The 22532-nt window shown below is 62.9% G+C and carries 22 protein-coding genes; 10 read left to right on the top strand and 12 right to left on the bottom strand.

Annotation, left to right across the window (positions count from 1 at the left end; genetic code table 11):
• Window positions 1-8: 8 nt before the first annotated feature.
• Complete coding sequence (locus tag ACGYLD_RS08860; protein ID WP_067267806.1) at window positions 9-614, top strand: flavin reductase family protein; 606 nt, start codon at window positions 9-11, stop codon at window positions 612-614.
• A gap of 242 nt (window positions 615-856) precedes the next feature.
• Here the strand turns inward: ACGYLD_RS08860 and ACGYLD_RS08855 are convergent, their stop codons facing one another.
• A complete protein-coding gene (locus ACGYLD_RS08855; RefSeq protein WP_271693188.1) occupies window positions 857-2488 on the bottom strand; it encodes a SulP family inorganic anion transporter in 1632 nt (543 codons plus the stop codon).
• A 266-nt stretch (window positions 2489-2754) separates the two neighbouring features.
• Between ACGYLD_RS08855 and ACGYLD_RS08850 the strand changes: the two genes are divergently transcribed.
• On the top strand, window positions 2755-3627 hold the full coding sequence (locus tag ACGYLD_RS08850; RefSeq protein ID WP_271693187.1) for an S-methyl-5'-thioadenosine phosphorylase: 873 nt from the start codon (window positions 2755-2757) through the stop codon (window positions 3625-3627).
• Between the two features lie 167 nt (window positions 3628-3794).
• A complete protein-coding gene (locus ACGYLD_RS08845; protein ID WP_271693186.1) occupies window positions 3795-4325 on the top strand; it encodes an adenine phosphoribosyltransferase in 531 nt (176 codons plus the stop codon).
• Here the strand turns inward: ACGYLD_RS08845 and ACGYLD_RS08840 are convergent.
• From ACGYLD_RS08840 to coxB, 10 genes are all read right to left on the bottom strand, one after another.
• Window positions 4322-5737, bottom strand: coding sequence for an FAD-binding oxidoreductase (locus ACGYLD_RS08840; protein ID WP_271693185.1), 1416 nt, complete (start codon window positions 5735-5737; stop codon window positions 4322-4324). The genes ACGYLD_RS08845 and ACGYLD_RS08840 overlap by 4 nt on opposite strands.
• Before the next feature lie 135 nt (window positions 5738-5872).
• Window positions 5873-6457 carry a GNAT family N-acetyltransferase gene (locus tag ACGYLD_RS08835; RefSeq protein ID WP_067267819.1) on the bottom strand — a complete coding sequence of 195 codons (585 nt, stop codon included), beginning with the start codon at window positions 6455-6457 and terminating at the stop codon, window positions 5873-5875.
• Complete coding sequence (locus ACGYLD_RS08830; protein ID WP_271693184.1) at window positions 6454-7716, bottom strand: pitrilysin family protein; 1263 nt, start codon at window positions 7714-7716, stop codon at window positions 6454-6456. Before ACGYLD_RS08830 ends, ACGYLD_RS08835 begins: the two co-directional genes overlap by 4 nt.
• The gene (gene thrC, locus ACGYLD_RS08825; protein ID WP_271693183.1) at window positions 7713-9101 is read right to left on the bottom strand and encodes a threonine synthase; all 1389 of its coding nucleotides are present in this window, start codon (window positions 9099-9101) and stop codon (window positions 7713-7715) included. The genes ACGYLD_RS08830 and thrC overlap by 4 nt, the downstream gene beginning before the upstream one ends.
• Window positions 9102-9105: 4 nt before the next feature.
• Window positions 9106-9792: an SURF1 family protein gene (locus ACGYLD_RS08820; RefSeq protein WP_271693182.1), complete on the bottom strand. Its 687-nt coding sequence runs from the start codon at window positions 9790-9792 to the stop codon at window positions 9106-9108.
• A 95-nt stretch (window positions 9793-9887) separates the two neighbouring features.
• Window positions 9888-10694, bottom strand: coding sequence for a cytochrome c oxidase subunit 3 (locus ACGYLD_RS08815; protein ID WP_271688018.1), 807 nt, complete (start codon window positions 10692-10694; stop codon window positions 9888-9890).
• 35 nt (window positions 10695-10729) lie between these two features.
• Window positions 10730-11305: a cytochrome c oxidase assembly protein gene (locus tag ACGYLD_RS08810; RefSeq protein WP_271693181.1), complete on the bottom strand. Its 576-nt coding sequence runs from the start codon at window positions 11303-11305 to the stop codon at window positions 10730-10732.
• The gene (locus ACGYLD_RS08805) at window positions 11305-11472 is read right to left on the bottom strand and encodes a cytochrome C oxidase assembly protein (RefSeq protein WP_271688021.1); all 168 of its coding nucleotides are present in this window, start codon (window positions 11470-11472) and stop codon (window positions 11305-11307) included. The genes ACGYLD_RS08810 and ACGYLD_RS08805 overlap by 1 nt, the downstream gene beginning before the upstream one ends.
• Window positions 11472-12407 (bottom strand): heme o synthase, encoded by a 936-nt coding sequence (gene cyoE, locus ACGYLD_RS08800; RefSeq protein ID WP_271693180.1) that lies wholly within the window; start codon window positions 12405-12407, stop codon window positions 11472-11474. The genes ACGYLD_RS08805 and cyoE overlap by 1 nt, the downstream gene beginning before the upstream one ends.
• Before the next feature lie 60 nt (window positions 12408-12467).
• Window positions 12468-13385, bottom strand: coding sequence for a cytochrome c oxidase subunit II (gene coxB / locus ACGYLD_RS08795; RefSeq protein ID WP_276153844.1), 918 nt, complete (start codon window positions 13383-13385; stop codon window positions 12468-12470).
• 179 nt (window positions 13386-13564) lie between these two features.
• On the opposite strand from coxB, the gene tldD reads away from it, so the two are divergent.
• The 6 genes from tldD to ACGYLD_RS08765 all read left to right on the top strand — a co-directional run bounded on the left by tldD (window position 13565) and on the right by ACGYLD_RS08765 (window position 21312).
• Window positions 13565-14986, top strand: a complete 1422-nt coding sequence (gene tldD / locus ACGYLD_RS08790) for a metalloprotease TldD (protein ID WP_271693176.1) — start codon at window positions 13565-13567, stop codon at window positions 14984-14986.
• Window positions 14987-15082: 96 nt separating this feature from the next.
• Window positions 15083-16237 (top strand): DNA-processing protein DprA, encoded by a 1155-nt coding sequence (gene dprA, locus ACGYLD_RS08785; RefSeq protein WP_271693174.1) that lies wholly within the window; start codon window positions 15083-15085, stop codon window positions 16235-16237.
• A 243-nt stretch (window positions 16238-16480) separates the two neighbouring features.
• The gene (topA, locus tag ACGYLD_RS08780; RefSeq protein WP_271693797.1) at window positions 16481-19150 is read left to right on the top strand and encodes a type I DNA topoisomerase; all 2670 of its coding nucleotides are present in this window, start codon (window positions 16481-16483) and stop codon (window positions 19148-19150) included.
• 151 nt (window positions 19151-19301) lie between these two features.
• Complete coding sequence (locus ACGYLD_RS08775; RefSeq protein WP_271693172.1) at window positions 19302-19889, top strand: L,D-transpeptidase; 588 nt, start codon at window positions 19302-19304, stop codon at window positions 19887-19889.
• A gap of 95 nt (window positions 19890-19984) precedes the next feature.
• Window positions 19985-20689 carry a CoA transferase subunit A gene (locus tag ACGYLD_RS08770; RefSeq protein WP_067267259.1) on the top strand — a complete coding sequence of 235 codons (705 nt, stop codon included), beginning with the start codon at window positions 19985-19987 and terminating at the stop codon, window positions 20687-20689.
• Window positions 20689-21312 (top strand): CoA transferase subunit B, encoded by a 624-nt coding sequence (locus ACGYLD_RS08765; protein WP_271688030.1) that lies wholly within the window; start codon window positions 20689-20691, stop codon window positions 21310-21312. The genes ACGYLD_RS08770 and ACGYLD_RS08765 overlap by 1 nt, the downstream gene beginning before the upstream one ends.
• 45 nt (window positions 21313-21357) lie before the next feature.
• On the opposite strand, the gene ACGYLD_RS08760 is transcribed toward ACGYLD_RS08765, so the two are convergent.
• Entirely contained in the window at window positions 21358-22161 is an 804-nt protein-coding gene (locus ACGYLD_RS08760; RefSeq protein WP_271693796.1) for a lytic transglycosylase domain-containing protein, read from the bottom strand.
• 58 nt (window positions 22162-22219) lie between these two features.
• On the opposite strand from ACGYLD_RS08760, the gene ACGYLD_RS08755 reads away from it, so the two are divergent.
• Entirely contained in the window at window positions 22220-22531 is a 312-nt protein-coding gene (locus tag ACGYLD_RS08755; protein WP_271693170.1) for a hypothetical protein, read from the top strand.
• The last annotated feature ends 1 nt before the right edge of the window (window position 22532 follow it).

Here is a 22532-nt window from a genome sequence, read left to right as displayed (position 1 = left end):
GAGTGTACATGTTCTATCGTCCCGAAGACGGCCATGGTCTGCCGCATAACCCGTTCAACGCCATCATCAGCCCACGCCCGATCGGCTGGATCTCTACCCGTGATGGCGCAGGCCGCGACAACCTCGCCCCCTATTCCTTTTTCAATGCCGTCGCCTATGTGCCGCCGCAGGTGATGTTCGCCTCGACCAGCGCCAAGGAAGACGTGGACGGCACCAAGGATTCCGTGGCCAATATTCGGGAAACCGGGGTGTTCTGCGTGAACGTGGTGGAATATGCGGCGCGTGACGTGATGAATGTGAGTTCTGCCATGCTGCCTCATGGCGAGGATGAATTCGCCCGTGCCGGGATCGACAAGGCCGAATGCGAACAGATCGCCTGCGCGCGGGTGGCCAATGCGCCCGCGAGCCTCGAGTGCAAGCTGACCCAGATCGTGCAACTGCCGGGCGAGGCGAATTTCGCGGTTTTCGGTGAGGTCGTAGGCGTGCATATGCGCGACGATTGCGTGGTCGATGGGCGGTTCGACGTGACCCGGTTCCAGCCGCTGTCGCGTTTGGGGTACCGCGATTACACGGTGGTGCGGGATGTGTTCGAGTTGAAGCGTCCGGATGATTGATAAGGGCCATCGCCTGCCCGCGGGTGGGTGATCCAACGCTCAGCTCGGGCCACTTTATTGCTCAGCCGTGATGTGCGTTCTCAGTGTCGCGCCTCGCCTCGCCGGATCGCCTACCCGTGGGGCGGGCAGGCGATGGCCCGGCGCCTGCGGCTTGTTCCGGGCCGGGTGGCAAACTTGACCAAGAAGTTGCTGACTAAGAAGGCTACAAATAACCCGGCACCTCTCGGCGCCGGGTTTTCCATTCAGTGCCCGCCCAGAACCCCGGTGCGCACATCGTAATCAACCGCCAATTCGTAATCGGGGTCGTCATCGCTATCGACCATCAGATGCCCCGCCTTGGTCAGCAAACGGTGGCAATCACGGCTCAGGTGACGCAGTTGCAAACGTTTGCCCGCAGCCTCGTATTTCGCGGCCATCGCCTCGATCGCCTGTAGCGCGGATTGGTCCACCACCCGGCTGTCGGCGAAGTCGACGATCACCACCTCGGGGTCGTTCTCCACATCGAAAAGCTCGGCAAAGCCGTCGGAAGAGCCGAAGAACAACGGCCCGTGGATCTCATAGACCTTGGCGCCCTTCTCGGTCACCGAGTCCCGCGTGGTCGCGTGGATACGGCGCGCGTTGTTCCACGCATAGGCCAGCGCCGAGACGATCACGCCGACAACCACCGCCACGGCGAGGTCTTCCATCACGGTCACCACGGTCACCAGAATGATGACGAAAGCATCCATCAGTGGCACTTTGCGCAGGATGGTGAGCGAGTTCCAAGCGAAGGTGCCGATCACCACCATGAACATCACACCGACAAGAGCGGCCAGCGGGATAAGCTCGATCACCGAGGAGCCGACGAGGATGAAGAGCAGCAAGAACACCGCCGCGGCGATCCCAGCGACACGGGTGCGACCGCCGGATTTCACGTTGATCATAGACTGACCGATCATCGCGCAGCCGCCCATGCCGCCGAAGAAACCGGTGACCGTATTGGCCACACCTTGGGCGATACACTCTTGGCTCGCGCCGCCACGTTTGCCGGTGAGGTCACCGACGAGGTTCAGGGTCAGCAGGCTTTCGATCAGACCGATGGCCGCGAGGATGACGGCGTAAGGCAGGATGATCTCAAAGGTCTCCCAAGTCAGCGGCACCATGGGGATATGCAAGCTCGGCAAGCCACCTTGAATCGACGCCAAGTCACCCACCCGCGGCACGTCGAGGCCGAAACCGATCACGAGGGCGGCAATCACGCCGATGCCCGCTAGCGGCGCGGGGATGACCTTGGTGATGCGCGGGGTGATCCAGATGATCGCCATGGTCGCCGCCACCAGCGTCAGCATGAGGTAGAGCGGCTGGCCCGAAAGCCATTCACCACCGCCCACGCCATGACCGGTGTCGACCATGGTGCCGGGCACTTTGAACTGACTCATCTGGGCGAGGAAAATCACGATGGCGAGGCCATTGACGAAGCCCAGCATCACCGGATGCGGCACCAACCGGATGAACTTGCCCCATTGCATGACGCCCGCGAAAATCTGCAACAGCCCCATCAACACGACGGTGGCAAAGAGGTATTCGACCCCGTGCTGCGCCACCAGCGCCACCATGACCACGGCGAGCGCCCCGGTCGCGCCAGAGATCATCCCGGGCCGACCACCGATCAGCGCGGTGATGAGGCCCACGAGAAAGGCGGCATAGAGCCCGACCAGCGGGTGCACCCCGGCGACGAAGGCAAAGGCCACCGCCTCGGGCACCAGCGCCAGCGCCACGGTCAGCCCTGACAGCAGTTCGATCCGCAGCCGACCGATGGAGAAACCGTCATCCGGCATCCAACGCAGATCGGTCACATCGAGGTTCTTGGCGAAATTGTGCAGCGTGGCGCGCATGGGGGCGTCCTTTGACTTTCGGAAAACGGATATAGCGCCCTGACCGCGGATGCGGGGCGCTTTTGGCTGCACCTAGAGGAATTTCGCCGCAAAGAAAAGCGTCTTGGCGACGGGGCCACGGAAGTTGCTGCAATGCAGAAACACTTTCACCCCCTCGCCTGACGCAGTCGTGTTTTGCCTCTCGGCAAAAACACTTGATCCCCGTGGCATTCTATGAGGTTCTTTGACCCTTACCCGCAACCATCCTAGGCACAGGCTTACCCCTCATGACAGATACGAAAATCGCCGTGATCGGCGGCTCCGGCATTTACGACATCGACGGGCTTCAGGATGCCGATTGGGTCACCGTGGAGACCCCATGGGGCGCGCCCTCGGATCAAGTGCTGACTGGCACGCTAGATGGGGTCGCCATGGTCTTTCTGCCGCGCCATGGCCGCGGGCATGTGCATACGCCGACCTCCGTCCCCTACCGCGCGAATATCGACGCGCTGAAACGGCTCGGCTGCACGGATGTGATCAGCGTCTCGGCCTGCGGGTCGTTCCGCGAGGAGATGGCCCCGGGCGATTTCGTCATCGTCGACCAATTCATCGACCGCACCATGGCGCGCGAAAAGAGCTTCTTCGGCCCCGGCTGCGTGGCCCATGTATCCATCGCCCATCCCACCTGCCCGCGGTTAAGCGACGCCTGCGAGACCGCCGCGCGGGAGGCGGGCATCAACGTCCACCGCGGCGGCACCTATCTGGCGATGGAGGGGCCGCAATTCTCGACGCTCGCGGAATCCAAGATGTACCGCGACAGCTGGGGGGCGGATGTGATCGGCATGACCAATATGCCCGAGGCGAAACTCGCCCGCGAGGCGGAGCTTTGCTATGCCAGTGTCGCGATGATCACCGATTACGACAGCTGGCACCCGGACCACGGCGAAGTGGATGTGACGCAGATCATCGCTACGCTGATGGGCAACGCCGACAAGGGCCGCGCCATGGTTTCGCGCCTGCCCGCGCTTCTGGGGGCCGAGCGCGCGCCCTGCCCGCACGGCTGTGACCGGGCGCTGGAATTTGCGATCCTGACCCAGCCGGATGCGCGGGATCCGGAATTGCTGGCCAAGCTGGATGCGGTGGCGGGGCGGATGCTTTGACCGCAGGCGGCGGCTTTGCTTGGCTGAGTGCGGAAGGTATTTAAGAAAGGATGAAGGGAGGGGGTTGGCGCCCCTTCTTGGATGTTGTGCGGTGGGCGCAGATGGGGGGTTCGCCCGGGCGGCGCGTTGCGCTAAGACGGGTCCGGTCAAACACGCGGAAGGGCGCCATGAAACAGGTTCAGGACTATATTCGCACGATCGTAGATTTTCCCCATGAGGGGATCATGTTTCGTGACGTGACAACGCTTTTCGCCGATCCGCGCGGGTTTCGCATGGCGATCGACCAGATGCTGCACCCCTATGCGGGAATTGCGATTGATAAGGTCGTGGGGCTGGAGGCGCGCGGTTTCATTCTTGGCGGGGCGATTGCGCATCAGCTGAGCGTGGGTTTCGTGCCGATCCGCAAGAAGGGCAAGCTGCCCGGCACGGTGATCAGTCAGGAATACCAGCTTGAATATGGCGAGGCCATTGTCGAGTTGCATGACGATGCGATCAAACCGGGCGAGAAGGTTTTGGTTGTGGATGATCTTTTGGCCACCGGCGGCACGGCGGAGGCCGGGATCAAACTGATCGAGCGTTTGGGGGGCGAGATCGTCTCCTGCGCCTTTATTATCGATCTGCCCGAACTGGGCGGGCGCAAGCGTTTGGAAGCGCTTGGCAAAGAGGTGCATGCGCTCTGCGCTTTTGACGGGCTTTAAGCCCTTAGGACGGCGCCGGGGTTCATGATGCCCTTGGGATCAAGGGCCGCTTTGATGGCGCGCATGGCGGTGAGTTTGGCGGGGTCGCCGTAGCGTTCGAGGTCATCGACCTTGACTCGGCCCACGCCATGTTCCGCGCTGAACGAACCGCCGAGGTCGTGGACGAGGTCATGGACCAGACGTTTCACCGCGTCGCGTTGGCCTTCGTAATCGGTGCGGTCTTTGCCCTTTGCGGGGAAGACGTTGTAGTGCAGGTTGCCGTCCCCGACATGGCCGAAACAGTTGATGCGGAAGTCGCCGAGGGCCGAGAGCGCATCGGTGGCGCGGGTGATGAATTCGGGGATCGCGCCGAGGGGCACCGAGATGTCGTGGCTGGAGACCGAGCCGATCAGGCGGTTGGCCTCGGGGATGGTTTCGCGGATGGTCCAGAAGTCTTGGGCCTGTTGGGCGTTCTGGGCGATGAGGCCGTCGGAGACGAGGCCGGCGTCGAGGGCTGCAGCGAATAGGGCCTCTAGGGCGGCGTCGGTATCGATCTCTCCGGGGGTGCCGATGTCGATCAGGACGCACCATTGCGGGGTTTCGGCGAAGGGTTGGCGGATGTTGGGCAGGGTTTCGTTTAGGAAATCGAAACCTCTTCGGTGCATCAATTCGAAAGCGCTGATCATTTCGCCCAAGTGATCGCGCGCGAGGGAGAGGAGCGCCAATGCGGCGGCGGGGCTCTCGATCACCATGAGTGCGGTACCACTGCGGGCGGGGCGCGCGTAGAGTTTGAGGGCCGCGGCGGTGATCACGCCGAGGGTGCCTTCGGCGCCGATCAGCAGGTTGCGCAGATCGTAGCCGGTGTTGTTTTTGCGCAGGCGGGTCAGGCCGTGCCAGATTTGGCCGTCAGGCAAGACGGCTTCGAGGCCGAGGCAGAGGTCGCGGGCGTTGCCGTAGCGCAGCACGCCGGTGCCGCCTGCGTTCGTCGAAAGCGTGCCGCCAATGCGCGCGGTGCCCTCGGCGGCGAGGGACAGGGGGAAGAGGCGGTTTACCTCTTCGGCGGCGGTTTGGACATCGGCGAGGATCGTGCCTGCTTCGGCGACCAGCACATTCTCTTCGGGCAGGACGGCCCGGATGCGGTTCATGCGTTCGAGGGAGAGGATGAGCGGTGCGGGACCATCGCTGCTGATCTGGCCGCCGACAAGTCCGGTGCCGCCGCCATAGGGCACGACCGGCACGCGGGCGGCATGGGCGGCGCGGATCAGGGTGGCGACCTCTTCGGTGCTGCGCGGCAGGGCCAAGACGCCCCCCTGCCCCGCGTAGCGGCCGCGGGGTTCTTCGAGGTAGCGCTGCTCGGGGTCGCGCAGCACATCGTCTGGCAGTTGCGCGCGCAGGGTGTCGATGAAGGCGGTGTCGGCGGGGTTCAGTGTCATGGGCCTTTGATCCTGCGCGGGGCGCGCAGATGCAAGGGCAAAGCGCCGGACCGGCGGGGAGAATGCGGGGCGTGAGGCGGGGCGATCATGCCCCGGCGATGCTTATGTTGTCAGCGAGGCGTTTCGCGTTGAGCCTTAGCCTACGTCCGTGCGGCCCCGCCGGTCTTTGCGGAGAGAAGCGTAGAGCACATGGGTCCGCCAGCGGCCATCGATCTGTAGATAGCTCTGCGCGACGCCCTCGTATTTGAAGCCCGCCTTTTCGAGCAGGCCGCGGGAGGCTTGGTTTTCAGGCAGGCAGGCGGCCTCGATGCGCGACAGGTCGAGGCGGGTGAAGGCCTGATGCACCGTCGCTTCGATCGCCTCGCGCATGTAGCCTTGGCGGGCAAAGGGTTCGCCCGTCCAATAGCCCAGGGTGCCGGATTGAGCCGGCCCGCGACGGATGTTGTCGAGGGTGATCGCACCGACGAGGTTTTGGTCGCTGCGCCGGATGAGAAAGAGCGGCATGGCGTTACCCGAGGAGACCGAGCGCTGCGCCCAGTAGACACGGTTTGTAAAAGCCTTGCGGGTCAAATGATCCTCGGCCCATGTCGGCTCCCACGGGCGCAGGTAGTCGTTGCTGGCGCGGCGCAGGGCCGCCCAGGCGCGGAAATCGGCGTGGATCGGCGGGCGCAGGGTCAGCCGTTCCGTCTCTATCCGCAGTTTGCGTCGCCCCAGCATCAGGCGGCGCGTCTGTTGTGAAGGTCGTCCAGCGTCGGGGCGGCGTCGACCGGACCGTAGAGCGCGAGAGCCGCAGGGGCTTGCGTGGCCATGCGTTCGGCGAAATCGCGCACGTCGCCAGTGGTGACCGCGTCGATCTGGGCGACGGTTTCTTCCAGCGGCGGTACACGGTCCCAAATCTGGATGAGCCGGGCAAGTCGTTCGGCACGGTTGGAGGGGCTTTCCAGCCCCATGAGCAGCCCGGCCTTCATCTGCGCGCGGGCGCGGGCGACTTCGGCAGGCGACATGTCAGAGGCCGCGCGCTTCATCTCGTCGATGGTGATATTGGCCAGTTCGGGCAGTTGCTCGGCGCTGGTGCCGGCGTAGATCGTGGTCATGCCCGTGTCGGCATAGGCGCCTGCTTGGGCGAAGATCGTGTAGCAAAGGCCGCGATTCTCACGAATCTCTTGGAACAGGCGGGAGGACATGCCGCCGCCCAGAGCTGAGGCGTAGATTTGGGCGATGTAGATGTCGTCGGAGCGGTACCCGGGGCTTTCAAAGCCAAGCGCGAAATGGGCCTGTTCCAGTTGTTTGACCTGTCGATATTCGCCGCCGCCGAAACGGGCGCTGTCGATCTGGTAGAGCGTCTTGGCGGGCATGTCGCCAAAGAGGCTTTCGGCGAGTTTGACGATTTTGTCGTGGTCCACCGCACCGGCAGCCGAAAGGATCATCTGCTCCGGCCCGTAGTGATCGGCGATGAAACGTTGCAGGTCGTCACGCGAGAAGGCCGAGACCCGCTCGCTTGGCCCAAGGATCGTGCGGCCGATGGGCTGATCCGGGTAGGCCTGCTCTTGCAGCCAGTCGAAAATCACATCGTCGGGCGTGTCGAGCGCTTGGCCGATCTCTTGCAGGATCACGCCGCGTTCGACCTCGACTTCCGAAGGGTCCAGCACCGGGTTGCGCAGAATGTCGGCGATCACGTCGAGGCCGAGCGCCACGTCATTTTCCAACACGCGGGCATAATAGGCCGTCACTTCGCGCGAGGTATAGGCGTTGATATAGCCGCCCACATCCTCAATCGCCTCGGCGATTTGCAGCGAAGAACGGGTCGCGGTGCCTTTGAACGCCATATGTTCGAGGAAATGCGCGATGCCATTTTGCTGCGGCGTCTCATGCCGCGCGCCTGCGTTGACCCAGACGCCGATGGCGGAGGAGGCAAGCCCTTCCATATGTTCGGTGACGATGCGAAAGCCGTTGGGCAATGTGGTCTGTTGTAGGCTCACGCGGAGAGGTTTCCTTTGATATGCGCTTTGAGCGCGTCGAGGTCGTTGGGCAGCCGGGTGAAACGTTCTTCCCGGTCGAAAAGGTCCGCCATGCGGGGCGGCAGGCCCGGGCGAATGCCGGTTGCGGCTTCGACCGCGTCGGGGAATTTTGCCGGATGGGCGGTGGCGAGGGTCACCATCGGGGTTGCCGGATCGCGCAGATCATCCGCGACTTTCACGCCGACAGCGGAGTGCGGGCAAAGCAGCTCACCCGTGGTCCGGCGACGGTCAGCGATGGTGGCGGTGGTTTCCTCTTCGGAGACGCGGCCCGAGCGGTAGATGTCTTGCAGCGCTTGCATCGCCCCTTGAGAGACGTCGAAACCGCCCTGCCCCAACTCGTCCATCAACTGCGCCACGGCACCGGCATCGCGATCATAGGCGTCAAAGAGGGCGCGTTCGAAGTTCGAGGAGACCTGAATGTCCATTGACGGGCTGATCGAGGGGGTCACGCTCCCCTTGTGATAGCCTTGGCCCGAGAGGCAGCGGTGCAGGATGTCGTTCTGGTTGGTGGCGACGACCAGATCAGCGATGGGCAGCCCCATGCGCTTGGCGATATAGCCCGCGAAGATGTCGCCGAAATTGCCGGTGGGCACGGTGAAGCTGATCTCACGCAGGGGCGCGCCGAGGCTCGTAGCGGCGGTGAAGTAATAGACCACCTGCGCCAGCACCCGGCCCCAGTTGATCGAATTCACCCCTGCCAGCCGCACGGTATCGCGGAAGTCGAAATCGTTGAACATGTCCTTAAGGCGGGCTTGGCAATCGTCGAAATCACCGTCGATGGCCAGCGCGTGCACGTTGGATTCCGCGGGCGTGGTCATCTGGCGGCGCTGCACGTCAGACACGCGCCCATGAGGGTAGAGGATGAAGACATCGACATTGTCGAGCCCCTTGAAGGCTTCGATCGCGGCGGAGCCGGTGTCACCCGAGGTGGCGCCCACGATGGTCACCCGCTCGCCCTTGCGGCCCAACGCGGCTTGGAACATCTGGCCGATAAGCTGCATGGCGAAGTCTTTGAATGCCAGTGTCGGCCCGTGGAACAGCTCAAGCAGGAAGTGGTTCGGGGCGAGTTGCACCATGGGCGCACGGGCGGCATGGCCGAAACCCTCATAGGCGCGGGCGATGATGGCGCGGAATTCTTCATCCGTAAAAGTGTCACCGATAAAGGGGCGCATGACGGTAAAGGCCACCTCTTCGTAGCTTTGGCCCTGCATGGCCGCGATCTGTTCCGCGCTCAACGTCGGGATCGTTTCGGGGACGTAGAGGCCGCCGTCACGGGCAAGGCCGGTCAGCATCGCCTCTTCGAAGGACAGAACAGGGGCGGAGCCACGGGTAGAGATATAGCGCATAGGGTCAGTCGACTTTCGGCGTTGCAGGGGCGCGGCGGCGGCGCAGGAAAAGGACGGTCATCGCCAGCCAGATGGCGGCGAGGGAAAACCAGGTGATCGCATATTGCAAGTGATCGTTGGGGATGCGGGCGGTATCGACGGGCAGCGGGGTGATCTTTGGGTCCGGCCCGGCGCCTTCGCGCATGACGATCAAAAGCGGTTCGGTGTCGAGTGTTTCGGCCATGACCTCAACATCGCGGGCGAACCAGATGTTGCGATCCATGTCGGCCTCGGGCGTGAAACTGTCGACCTCCTGAGGCCATTGCAGGTTGCCGGTCAGGGTGGCGGTGCCTGCGGGGGCGATAGCGTCTTTGTTCGATGTGGCGGTAAAGCCGAGGTCGATGAGCACGCGCCGTCCGCTCTCCAACGCCATGGGTGCAATGACGCGGTAACCTGCGCCTTTCTGCTTTTGGCTGACCAGCACATGCAGCGCCTGCTCCCCGATTTCTCCGCTGACGGTGACGGGCAGATAGGCGTCGGCTTCTGGATCGGGATCGGCGGGCAAGGCCACGGGTGTTGCGGCGATGCGGTTGTTGATGTCGGCTATGATCGCCTCTTTCCACGCCAGCCGCTGCACCTGCCAGACCCCGAGTGCGACGAGGATGGCTGCCCCGCCAAGGCCGACGATGATGAAGAACAGGCTGCGCCGCATTCGAATCTCTCTGGCTGAAACGACAAACGCGCGAAGAGGGCTTCGCGCGTTTGGGTTTTACGGGTGTGGGGCGCGGATGCAACCCCGCCCTATGTTCAGGGCTGGCCCCACATGTAGACGGCGAAGAAGAGGAACAGCCAGACCACGTCAACGAAGTGCCAGTACCACGCTGCCGCCTCGAAGCCGACGTGGCGTTCGGGGGTGAAGTGGCCGCGCATGGCGCGCAGCAGGCAGACGAAGAGGAAGATCGTGCCGATGATCACGTGGAAACCGTGGAAGCCGGTCGCCATGAAGAAGCTGGAGAAATACATGTCGCCGCCGAATGTCCAATCGTCATGGACCAGCAGTTCATAGTATTCGTAAGCCTGCAGCGCGGTGAAAAGCACGCCGAGGATCACCGCGATGGTCAGGCCCGAGATCAGGTCTTTGCGGTTGTTTTCATGGGCCAGCGCATGGTGCGCCCATGTCACGGCACAGCCCGACAGCAGCAGGACCAGCGTGTTGATCAGCGGCAGGTGGAAAGCGTCGACCGCGTGAATGTCGGGCTGGACGTATTCCGTGCCGACATATTCATACATCGGGTAAAGGGCCTGTTTGAAGAAGGACCAGAACCACGCGACGAAGAACATCACTTCGGACATGATGAAAAGGATGAAGCCATAGCGCAGGCCGATGCGCACCACGCCGGTGTGGTCGCCCACTTCGCTTTCCGAGACGACTTCGGCCCACCAGCCGAACATGACGTAGAGTGTGGCCACCAGACCGCCCAAGAAGACGAAGGGGGTCATCCCGTGCATCCACAGGACAGCGCCCGCCAGCATGACAAATCCGCCTACCGACCCCAGCAGCGGCCAGGTCGAGGGGGGGAGAATATGGTAGTCGTGGTTTTTTGCATGGGCCATGGTTGCGGGTCCCTCACCTTTGTTCAATCAGGTCGTTAATTGGTTGTTGTGGCGCTGTCCTGATCAAGGGCGGCATAGCCCTCGGGCAGGTCAATTTCGTAGAATGTATAGGACAGAGTGATGGTATGTACAAACTTCCCATCACGGTCTTCGACCATTTCCGGGTCGACGAAAAAGCTTACCGGCATCTGCACGCGCTCGCCTGGGGCCAGCACCTGTTCGGTAAAGCAAAAGCAGTCGATCTTCTCGAAGAAGGCCCCGGCGGTATACGGGGTGACGTTATAGCTCGCCTGCCCCGCCACCGGTTTGTCGGTCGGGTTGTACGCCTCGTAGAAAGCCAAACCGGTCTCGCCGATGCGGATCTCCATTTCGCGGACGACGGGTTTGAATTCCCACGGCATACCGTCGTTCAGGGAGCCGTCGAACCGCACCTTGACTGTCTGATCCAGCACATCGGCGCTGGCGGCAGAGACCTGACCCGGCGTGCCGCCAAAGCCGGTAACGCGGCAGAACCAGTCGTAGAACGGCACCGACGCCCAGGCGAGCCCGCCCATGAGCACCACCACGCCAACGGTTTGCATCACTGTTTTCTGAGGACCGGAAAGCGCCATTACTGTGTCACCTCGCGTTGCTCCGGGGGGAGTTCGAAATCGGTCTGGGTGATCTTGACGTAGGTCAACGCCATGATCAGTACCACGAAGGCGCCCAGCATCAGGCCCACGCCGATGTTGCGGCCGCGGCGGCGATTGTGAAGCTCATGCTCTGGTCGGATGCCCATTACCAGCCTCCCAAGCCAAAGGTGCGCAGGGCCGCTTCGCCCAGGATCGCGCCGAAGTGCAAGAAGAGATAGGCCAGCGACAGGCGGAAGAACTTGCGCTCTTCGTCATAGTCGTCACCCTCGGCCATGACCTCATCCCGCTTCCAGATGCGGTAGGCCCCCAAGAGGAAGGCCGCGTTCAGCACCAGCGCCACGGCGAAGTAGAAGATGCCGCCGATGGCAGTGAAGGCCGTGCCGATGGCCAGTGCAGCCAGAAGGACGGTGTAGACGAAGATATGCAGGCGCGTGGCCGGACGGCCATGGGTCACGGTCAGCATCGGCACCTTGGCGTCGTCGTAGTCCGAGCGCATGAAGAGCGCCAGCGCCCAGAAATGCGGCGGGGTCCACATGAAGATCAGCGCGAACATCAGCCATGCCTCGACCGAGAAGCTGCCCGTGGCCGCGACCCAGCCGATCACCGGCGGGAAAGCCCCCGCGGCACCGCCGATGACGATATTCTGCGGCGTCAGCCGTTTGAGCCACATGGTGTAGAAGACGGCGTAGAATAGGATGGTAAAGAGCAACATCCCCCCCGCCAGAAGGTTGGTCGCCAGCGCCAGCATCATCACCGACAGACCCGAGAGCGCCACGCCAAGCGTCAGCGCCTCTCCGGGTTGAACCCGGCCCGAGGGGATCGGGCGCCCGCGCGTGCGGCGCATCACCGCGTCGATATCGGCGTCCCACCACATGTTCAGCGCGCCCGAGGCTCCGCCGCCGATGGCGATGAACAAGATCGCGCAAAAGCCGATGACGGGATTGACCGAAACCGGCGCGGCCAACAGCCCTACGAAGGCCGTGAAGACGACCAACGACATGACGCGCGGTTTCAGCAGGGCGAAGTAATCCCCCAGCTGCGCGTCGTATTCACTTGTTGGCGTATTGGTGATGTCAGTCATCCCGAACCTTCCAAGGATAAACACGGGGCACGGGCCTGCGCCCTGCCCCGTGGCACTGGCTTACTTAGAGGCGACGGTCAGCGGCTGTTCGATGCCGGCATATTCCGCCTTGGCGTTGCCAAGCCATTCCGCATAGGCCTCTTCCGAAACCACTTTGACGGTGATCGGCATATAGGCGTGCGCCTGACCGCAAAGCTCGGAACACTGGCCGTAGTAGACGCCCTCCTGCTCGGCGGTGAACCACAGTTCGGCCAGACGGCCCGGCACGCCATCCTGTTTCACGCCGAAGGCGGGGATGGTCCAAGAGTGGATCACGTCGCTGGCGGTGACCTGCACGACGATGGTCTTACCCACGGGGATCACGACCGAAGTATCGGTGGCCAGCAGGAAGTCATCGCGGCTGTAGCCTTCGTCTTCAAGCTTGGCGACCATCGCGTCATTCAGCACGAAGGGTGTCACGTCCTCATCGCCATCGCCCAGCGTGGCCGGAGCGCCGATCATGTAGCTGTCAAAGGCGATCTCTTCGTCGACATATTCATAGGTCCAGTACCACTGGTTGCCGATGGCCTTGATCGTGATGTCCGCTTCGGGAATTTCCTGCTGACGGAACAGGATCGGCAGCGAATAGGCACCGATCAGCACAAGGATGAGAATCGGCCCGATGGTCCAAGCGATCTCGATCGGGGTGTGGTGGGTGAAGGACGAGGGGTTCGGGTTCCGCTTTTTGTTGTAGCGGATCATGACCCAGATGATCAGGCCGGTCACGAAGACGGTGATCGCGGCGATGATCACCAGAATCAGGTGATCCAAATCATGGATATCCCGCGCCAATTCGGTAACGGCGGGTTGAAAGCCTGTCTCGCCGTCAACAGGTCTGCCGATGACATCAAGCCCGTCAATGCGCAGGCTGTCCTGTGCCAATGCAGGCAGGGCGGCAAGGCTGGTCAAAAGACCGGAAAGGGGGAGTAGATGTTTCATATGTCGTCCTGATCTTGTGACCATTAAGAAGCCGATAAGCACCCCAAACCGCTGCTGCGATCCGGTGCCGTTGTAATCCTGGGTGCTTACAATCATATTCTGCCTACAAGATAAAGTCACATGCTTGCGTCATAGAGCCGCGCGAGACAGTTTTGTGACAGCAAGCAAGGATACCCCCGATGAGCCGCGCGCATTTCACCCCCTTCGAGGCCGATCTGGACCGAGAAACCGCTCTGAGCGTGCTGCGCGAGGCCGTGGCCGGTGCCGATGACGGCGAATTATTCCTCGAACGGCGCCGCTCTGAGGCGCTGGTTTTCGACGACGGACGCCTCAAAACCGCCAGCTATGACGCCGCCGAGGGCTTTGGCCTGCGCGCCGTGCGCGGCGAAGTCGCAGGCTACGCCCATTCGACCGAGATGAGCGAAGCGGCCCTACGCCGCGCGGCGGAAACGGCGCGGCTGGCAGTGGGCGATGGCGGTGGCACTTGGGCCGATGCCCCTCAGGCCAGCAACAAGCGGCTTTATACGGACGAAGACCCGATCGCAGGCCACGCCTTCCCGGTCAAGGTCGATACCCTGCGCGAGATCGACGCCTATGCCCGAAGCCTCGATCCCCGCGTAGTACAGGTGAGCGCCACGATCGCCGCCAGCATTCAGGAGGTCGAGATTCTTCGCCCCGAAGGGCATTCGGTGCGCGACGTGCGCCCCATGACGCGGGTCAATGTCTCGGTCATTGTCGAGCAGGATGGCCGCCGCGAGAGCGGCGGTGTCGGCGGCGGCGGGCGGATCGGGCTCGACGGTATGCTCGCCCCCGAAGACTGGCAGGCCAAGGTCCGCGAAGCCCTGCGCATCGCCTGCGTGAACCTTGAAGCCGTCCCTGCCCCCGCGGGCGTGATGGACGTGGTGCTTGGCCCCGGCTGGCCCGGCATCCTGCTCCACGAAGCCATCGGCCACGGGCTTGAGGGCGATTTCAACCGAAAGGGCTCCAGCGCCTTTGCCGGGTTGATGGGCCAACAGATCGCAGCCAAGGGCGTGACCGTGCTGGATGACGGCACGATCCCCGACCGGCGCGGCTCAATCTCTGTCGATGACGAGGGCACCCCCTCGGCGCGCAATGTGCTGATCGAAGATGGTAAGCTGGTCGGCTATATGCAGGACCGTCAGAATGGGCGGCTGATGGGCAGCGCCTCAACGGGCAACGGGCGGCGGCAGTCCTATGCGCATATCCCGATGCCGCGCATGACCAATACCTATATGCTGGGCGGCGAGGCGGCACCGGGCGATATCGTGGCTGACCTCAAGGACGGGATCTATGCCGTGGGTTTCGGCGGCGGTCAGGTCGATATCACCAATGGTAAATTCGTCTTCTCCTGCACCGAGGCCTACCGCGTGCAAAACGGCAAGATCGGCGCGCCGGTCAAAGGCGCCACGTTAATCGGCGATGGGGCCACGGCCTTGCAAAAGATCCGCGCCATCGGCAATGACCCGACGCTAGACCCCGGCATGGGCAACTGTGGCAAACAGGGGCAATGGGTGCCGGTGGGTGTGGGCCAGCCCACTTTGATGATCGGCGGGCTGACTGTCGGCGGCGCTGCGACCTGACGGCACGCTGGGGTTGAATCAAATACGCGGGGAAATGTTCATAGGTTGTTAAGCACTAAATCCTATACCTGATTCTGCAACGGACGGAGTTTCGGGATGACTGACAAGGACCTACATCCTTCTTCCACTCACCCCCCACTCCCACCCACCCAGGAAGATGAACAGTTTGCCCGGCTTCGTCTGTTGCGCTCTCGCCGCGTGGGTATTTCGACCTATCGGCGCCTGCTGGATGAACATGGCTCTGCCCAAGAGGCGCTGAAGGCGCTCCCGGAAGTCGCGCGTGCCGCCGGGATATCAGACTACCGCATCTGCCCCGAAGGGGTGGTTCAGGCGGAACTCAACGCCGCCCGCCGCGACGGGGCCCGGCTACTGGTCGAGGGGGAGGCACCCTACCCGCGCCTGCTCGGCGACCTCCCCGATGCGCCGCCCTTCCTATGGCTGATCGGCGACCCGGCATTGCTGGCCCGTCCGATGATCTCCCTCGTGGGCGCGCGAAACGCCTCTTCGCTTGGTCTACGCATGGCCCGCAGCCTCGCCGCCGAATTGGGGGAAGCTGATTTTGTCGTCGTCTCCGGACTAGCCCGGGGGATCGACGCGGCGGCGCATGAGGCCGCATTGCCCCGCGGCACCATCGCCGTGCAGGCGGGCGGGGTCGACATTATATACCCTAATGAGAACACTGCGCTGGCCCGTCAAATTGCCGCGCAGGGGCTGCGGCTGTCAGAGCAACCGATGGGGCTGCAACCGATGGCCCGGCACTTCCCCCGCCGCAATCGCATCATCTCGGGCCTGAGCCGCGCGACGGTGGTGGTTGAGGCGGCGGCCCGCTCGGGCAGTTTAATCACCGCTCGCGACGCTCTCGATCAGGGCCGTGACGTGCTGGCGGTCCCCGGCCACCCGATGGACGCCCGCGCGGCAGGCTGCAACATGCTGATCCGCGACGGCGCGGTGCTGGTGCGCTCTGCCGCGGATGTGTTGGAGGTTTTGCCGGATGAGAAAACTCAGCCCCCGCTACCCCGCAGCAAGCCCCCCGCGGCCCCGCGCCCGGAAACGCCGCCGCGAAACCAAAGCCCTGTCGCGAAGCTCCATGCGCAGATCCTCTCTCGTCTCGGCCATGCGCCGGTTGCGGAGGATCAATTGATCCGCGACCTGCAAGTGCCCAGCAGCGATGTCGCCCCCGCGCTCCTCGATCTTGAGATGGAGGGGGAAATTCAGCGCCAACCCGGCGGGCTGCTCAGCCGCTCTGCCTGATGCCGCGAAGGAGCGCGGCCCGGTCAAAGCGCCGCGAAACCCGGGACCAACCGCGCGGCACTTGGTCGGGCCAATCAAGCCTCGAATGCCGACCGTCAATGGCGCCGAAACGGCCCATCCGGCCCGCGAAACCGCTGCGCCGCAAACCCGTGATACGCAGCAGCTGCATTGACAAACACCCCTGCAATCCCACATGAGACAGCGCAAAGCCGCCCCCGTTTTTGATCTAAGGTGCCTGTATTTATGCCCGTCGTCGTCGTCGAATCCCCAGCCAAGGCCAAAACGATCAACAAATATCTGGGCGACGATTACACCGTTCTCGCCTCTTACGGCCACGTCCGCGACCTGCCGCCAAAAGACGGCTCGGTGGATACCGACGCCGATTTCGACATGAAATGGGAGGTCGCCAGCGACAGCAAGAAACACGTCAAAGCCATCGCCGATGCGCTGGCCCAAGACAACGCATTGATCCTCGCGACTGACCCCGACCGCGAGGGTGAGGCGATCAGCTGGCACCTGCAAGAGGCGCTGACCAAGCGCAAATCGATCAAGAAAGACACGCCCGTCAGCCGCGTGGTCTTCAACCAGATCACCCAGAAGGCGGTGACCGAGGCGATGCAGAACCCGCGTCAGGTCGACATGCCGCTGGTAGAGGCCTACCTCGCCCGACGCGCGCTGGACTATCTGGTGGGGTTCAACCTCTCCCCCGTGCTCTGGCGCAAGCTGCCGGGCGCCAAGTCTGCGGGCCGCGTGCAATCGGTCACCCTGCGCCTCATCGTCGAGCGCGAGATGGAGATCGAGGCTTTCCGCGCCCGTGAGTATTGGTCGGTAAAGGCGCTGCTCGCCACCCCGCGCGGGCAGGAGTTCGAAGCCCGCCTTATCTCGCTCGCCGGAAACAAGCTGGAACGCTTCGATCTCGCCGATGCCACGCAGGCCGAAATGGCGGTGCAGGCGATCACCTCCCGCGCGCTGAAGGTGATGAACGTCGAGGCGAAACCGGCGAGCCGCAACCCTTCGGCCCCCTTCATGACCTCGACCCTGCAACAGGAGGCCAGCCGCAAGTTTTCGATGGGCGCACGCCAGACCATGTCGACCGCACAGCGCCTCTATGAGGCCGGCCACATCACCTACATGCGAACCGACGGCATCGACATGGCGCCAGAGGCCGTCTCGATGGCGCGCGATGCGATCAAGGACCGGTTTGGCGCGGATTATGTCCCGAAAGAGCCGCGCATCTACAAGAACAAGGCGAAGAACGCGCAGGAAGCCCACGAATGTATCCGCCCGACGGATATGACCAAGGACGCCAAGGCGCTGAAGCTCGATGCCGATCAGGCGAAACTCTATGACCTGATCTGGAAACGCACGCTGGCATGCCAGATGGAAAGCGCGCGTCTTGAGCGCACCACCGTGGAGATCGGCAGCGATGACGCGCAGGTGGGTCTGCGTGCCAACGGTCAGGTCGTGTTGTTTGATGGCTTCCTGAAGGTCTACGAGGAAGGCCGCGACGATGTCGTCGACGAGGACGACAAACGCCTGCCCCAGATCAGCCAAGGCGACGCGATGGACAAGCGCAGCGTCACGCCCGAGCAACATTTCACCCAGCCCCCGCCGCGCTACACCGAGGCGACGCTGGTCAAGAAGATGGAAGAGCTCGGCATCGGCCGCCCCTCGACCTATGCCAGCATCGTCACCACGATTCAGGACCGCGAATATGTTCGCAAGGATGGCAACCGCCTGATCCCCGAGGACAAGGGCCGTCTGGTGACCGCCTTCCTTGAGAATTATTTCCGCCGCTACATCGGCTATGACTTCACCGCCGATCTGGAGGATCAACTCGACAAGGTCAGCGCCGGGGATGCCGCCTATAAAGAAGTGCTGCGCCGCTTCTGGCGCGATTTCTCGGCCGCCATCGCGGAGACGTCGGAGCTGCGCATCACCGAGGTGCTGGAAAAGATCAACGAGGTACTGGAGCCGCATCTCTTCCCGCCCACCGAAGACGGCAGTGACCCGCGGCTTTGCCCCAATTGCGAGATTGGCCGCCTGTCGATGCGCACCGCGCGCTCAGGCGGTGCCTTCATCGGCTGTTCGAACTACCCCGAATGCCGCTATACCCGCCCCTTCGGCCCACCAGACCCGGAGGCCGAAGCCTCCGCCATTCCGCCCGACGGCAAGCTGCTGGGTGAGGATCAGGGCGACGAAATTCGCGTTTTCAAGGGTCGCTTCGGGCCTTACGTCCAGCGCGGCCCGGTGACGGAAGAGAACAAGAAACCCCCGCGCCAGTCGATCCCCAAGGATTGGGTGCCCGAGGATCTGACGCTGGAACAGGGCGTGATGCTCCTGTCGCTCCCGCGTGAGATCGGCCCCCACCCCGAGGATGGCGTCATGGTCTGGGCCAACATCGGGCGCTATGGGCCTTACATCAAGCACGCCGAAAGCACCTCGCATCGGGGCGGCACCAATGCCAATCTCGAAGGCATCGATGAGGTTTGGACCGTCGGCATGAACCGCGCGGTGCAGTTGTTGGCCGAGAAAGTCGCCAGCCGCGGTGGCCGGGGCAAGGCCGCGAAACCGATCCGCGAGATGGGCGAGCACCCGGATATGGGCGGCGCGGTCAACGTCATGGAGGGCAAATACGGGCCTTATGTGAAATGGGAAAAGGTGAACGCCACGATCCCGAAAGAGATCGAACCGGCAGACCTGACCATGGAGCGCGCGGTGGAGCTGATCGAAGAGAAGCTCGCCAAATCCCCCGCCAAACGCAAAGCGGCGACGAAGAAGGCACCGGCCAAGAAGACGGCAGCCAAAAAGCCCGGGGCGAAAAAGACGGCCACCAAGAAGGCTCCGGCAAAAACGGAGGCCAAGAAACCCGCGGCCAAGAAAACAACCGCGAAAAAAGCCGACAGCGCGTAAGCCGCGCCTAGGCACAGCAACCGCGCCGGGGGATCGGCGCGGTTCCGCCTGTGGCCTGCCTTTATATCCAGCATCATGAATATGTGATTTGCCATTCCCCTTCGATTTTCGGATCAGGGGCGGCGGCAAGACCACTATGAAAGGCAGATCAATGTCAGGCATGAAATTCACCCGGCGCGGGCTGATCGCCGCAAGCGGCGCGGCGCTGATGACGCCGCAGATCCTGCGTGCGCAGGAACCCGGCCAAGCGCCCCGCGAATATTCCGCCGAACCTCCGGTGTCGCGCAACACGTCGAGCTTTGCCACCCAGCGTTGGCAGGACCATTTCGACAGCCTTGGCAAAGGCGCGATCGTGGCGGACACCACCAGCCGCGCCCTGCATTACTGGAGCGCGGACGGCCAGACCTACAAGGTCTACCCCACCTCGGTGCCCGCCACCGAAGAGTTGACCAAGCGCGGCTATACCGAAATTGTGCGCAAGAAAGTCGGCCCTGATTGGACGCCCACCGCCTCCATGATGGAGCGTTTCCCGCATTACAAATACATGCCGCCGGGCCCGGACAATCCGCTCGGCACCCATGCGATGTATCTTAGCTGGCCTGCCTATATCATCCACGGCACCCATGACACGCGCAAGATCGGGCGGCGGTCTTCGGACGGCTGCATCGGGCTTTACAACGAGAAGATCGAAGAGCTTTTCGGCCTCTGCCCCGTGGGCACGCAGGTGCGCATCATCTGACCTTCCGGGCGGCCTTTCCTGCGTAGCACCACGTAATTGACACTGCCACGACGCAGGGTCACATATGGCGCAGCGAAACTGTAGGGAGGTCGCCCGTGAACAAAATCTATGGATCCGCCGCCGAGGCGCTGGAAGGCGTTCTATCGGACGGCATGCTGATCGCCGCCGGGGGCTTTGGCCTTTGCGGCATTCCGGAATTGCTGTTGCAGGCGATCAAGGAAAACGGGGCCAAAGACCTCACCTTTGCGTCGAACAATGCGGGCGTCGATGACTTCGGCATCGGCATTCTGCTGCAATCGCGGCAGGTGAAAAAGATGATCTCCTCCTATGTGGGGGAGAATGCCGAATTCATGCGCCAGTATCTGTCGGGCGAACTGGAATTGGAATTCAACCCCCAGGGCACCTTGGCCGAGCGCATGCGCGCCGGTGGTGCGGGCATCCCCGGCTTCTACACCAAGACCGGCGTCGGCACCCAGATCGCCGAGGGCAAGGAAGTGAAACAGTTCCACGGTGAGGATTACATCCTCGAAGAGGGCATCTTTGCCGATCTGTCGATCGTGAAAGCGTGGAAGGCCGATGACACCGGCAACCTCGTCTTCCGCAAGACCGCGCGCAACTTCAACCCGCCGGCGGCCATGTGCGGCAAGGTCTGCATCGTCGAAGTCGAAGAGATCGTCCCCCGCGGCAGCCTCGACCCCGACCACATCCACCTGCCGGGCATCTATGTGCATCGCATCATTCAAGGCGAGCACGAAAAACGCATCGAGAAGGTCACGACACGCAAGCGGGAGGACGCATAATGCCTTGGGATAGAGATCAGATGGCGGCGCGGGCCGCAGAGGAACTCGAAGACGGCATGTATGTGAACCTCGGCATCGGTATTCCGACGCTGGTGGCGAATTACGTCGGCGACAAGGACATTACCCTTCAGTCCGAGAACGGCATGCTGGGCATGGGCCCCTTCCCCTACGAGGGCGAGGAAGACCCAGACCTGATCAACGCCGGCAAGCAGACCATCACCGAGCTGAGCCGCACCGCCTATTTCGACAGCGCCATGTCCTTCGGCATGATCCGCGGCGGCAAGATCGCGGCGGCGATCCTCGGCGCCATGGAAGTGGCTGAGAACGGCGATCTGGCGAACTGGATGATCCCCGGCAAGCTCGTCAAGGGCATGGGCGGCGCGATGGACCTCGTGGCCGGTGTCCGCAAGGTCATCGTCGTGATGGACCACCAGAACAAGGCCGGTGACTCGAAGGTCTTGAAAGAATGTACCCTGCCGCTGACCGGCAAGGGTGTGGTCGACCGGATCATCACCAACCTCGGTGTGCTCGATGTGGTCGAAGGTGGCTTGAAAATCGTCGAATGCGCCGATGGCGTGACCGAGGAAGAGCTGCGCGCCGCGACCCAAGCGACCATCGTATGAAAATTCAGCCCTCGGCGGCTTCCGCCGGGGGCATGCCCGTCGCGATCAGTTCATCGCGGCAAAGACGCAGCCATCGCTGATCAGTTCCGGCGGGGTCAGGCAAAGCCCCTGCGCCACTTGGAACGCCGCCAGCACCTTGGGCACATAGTCGCGCGTCTCAGCAAAAGGCGGCACGCCCGCATGCTTGCGCACCGACCCCTCACCCGCGTTATAACCCGCCAGCACGAGAATCGGATCGCGGTCGAACTCCCCCATCAGCCAGTCGAGGTATTTGACCCCGCCTGAGATATTCTCGGCCGCGATCATACTGTCGCGCACGCCAAAACGGGCGGCGGTATCGGGCATCAGTTGCATCAGGCCAGCCGCCCCCGCCCGGCTCACCGCATCGGCCCGGCCTGCTGATTCCACGCTGATCACCGCCAACACGAGCGCCGGAGAGACCTTGGTGCCCACGGTGGCGCGCAAGATGTCCACCCCATTGCTGCGCGCGATATCTTGCAAATGTTGCAGGCGCGGTGCGGGCACTTTGCCGTTGGAAAGTGCTGCCATCGCGGGGGCCAACCGCCCTGCCCCGCCCCTATCCGCCGCGGGAGAGACCTTTTCCCAGAACCAATCGAACTGCCCCGCGTTCAATGGCGCAATCGCACCGCTCGGCGTCGCAGCCACGGCGGGCCCTGCCTCCACCTCCGCAGCCGCGGCGGCGCGGGCTGCCGGATCAATTTGCACGGTGATGCGTTTGGCCCCCTTCTTGGGCGGGGCGACTCGCTTCGCGGAAAACTCAGGAAAGGGTTTCGGTCCCTCCGCCACGGCGGCAGGGGCCATGAGGGCCGTGACCAGCGAGATTGCCATTATGCGATACATGCCTGCTCTACCTTGCGTCTGACGCGCCTTTGATCGGCAATATCACATGAATCGCGGAATCGGACCAGCGTTCGGTGCGGGGATCATGGCGATTTCGCCGCAATTACGAAGTCCGGCGATGGAAAAGCGCCGCCGCAAGGTTCGGCGAAAGAATAAAACGCAATCTAAACAGTGCGTTAGTGAATTTTCACAAGAAAAGGGCGAAGGGTCTGAAAAAGGCACGTTTGCTGCCAAATTCGCGCCCCAATCTGACGGCTATATAGGGTCATACCAAGTCGGACAGCTTCAAATGAGAGAGCGAGGCAAACCGGACGGCGAGGTTAAGACCTTTTACTCAGTGATCCTTGGAGGGACATGAC

It is taken from the genome of Sulfitobacter sp. 1A12056 (assembly GCF_043558125.1).
Lineage (GTDB): Bacteria > Pseudomonadota > Alphaproteobacteria > Rhodobacterales > Rhodobacteraceae > Sulfitobacter > Sulfitobacter faviae.
The sequence above is the reverse complement of the archived record's forward strand: the minus strand, read 5'-3'. Positions and strand labels throughout refer to the sequence as shown.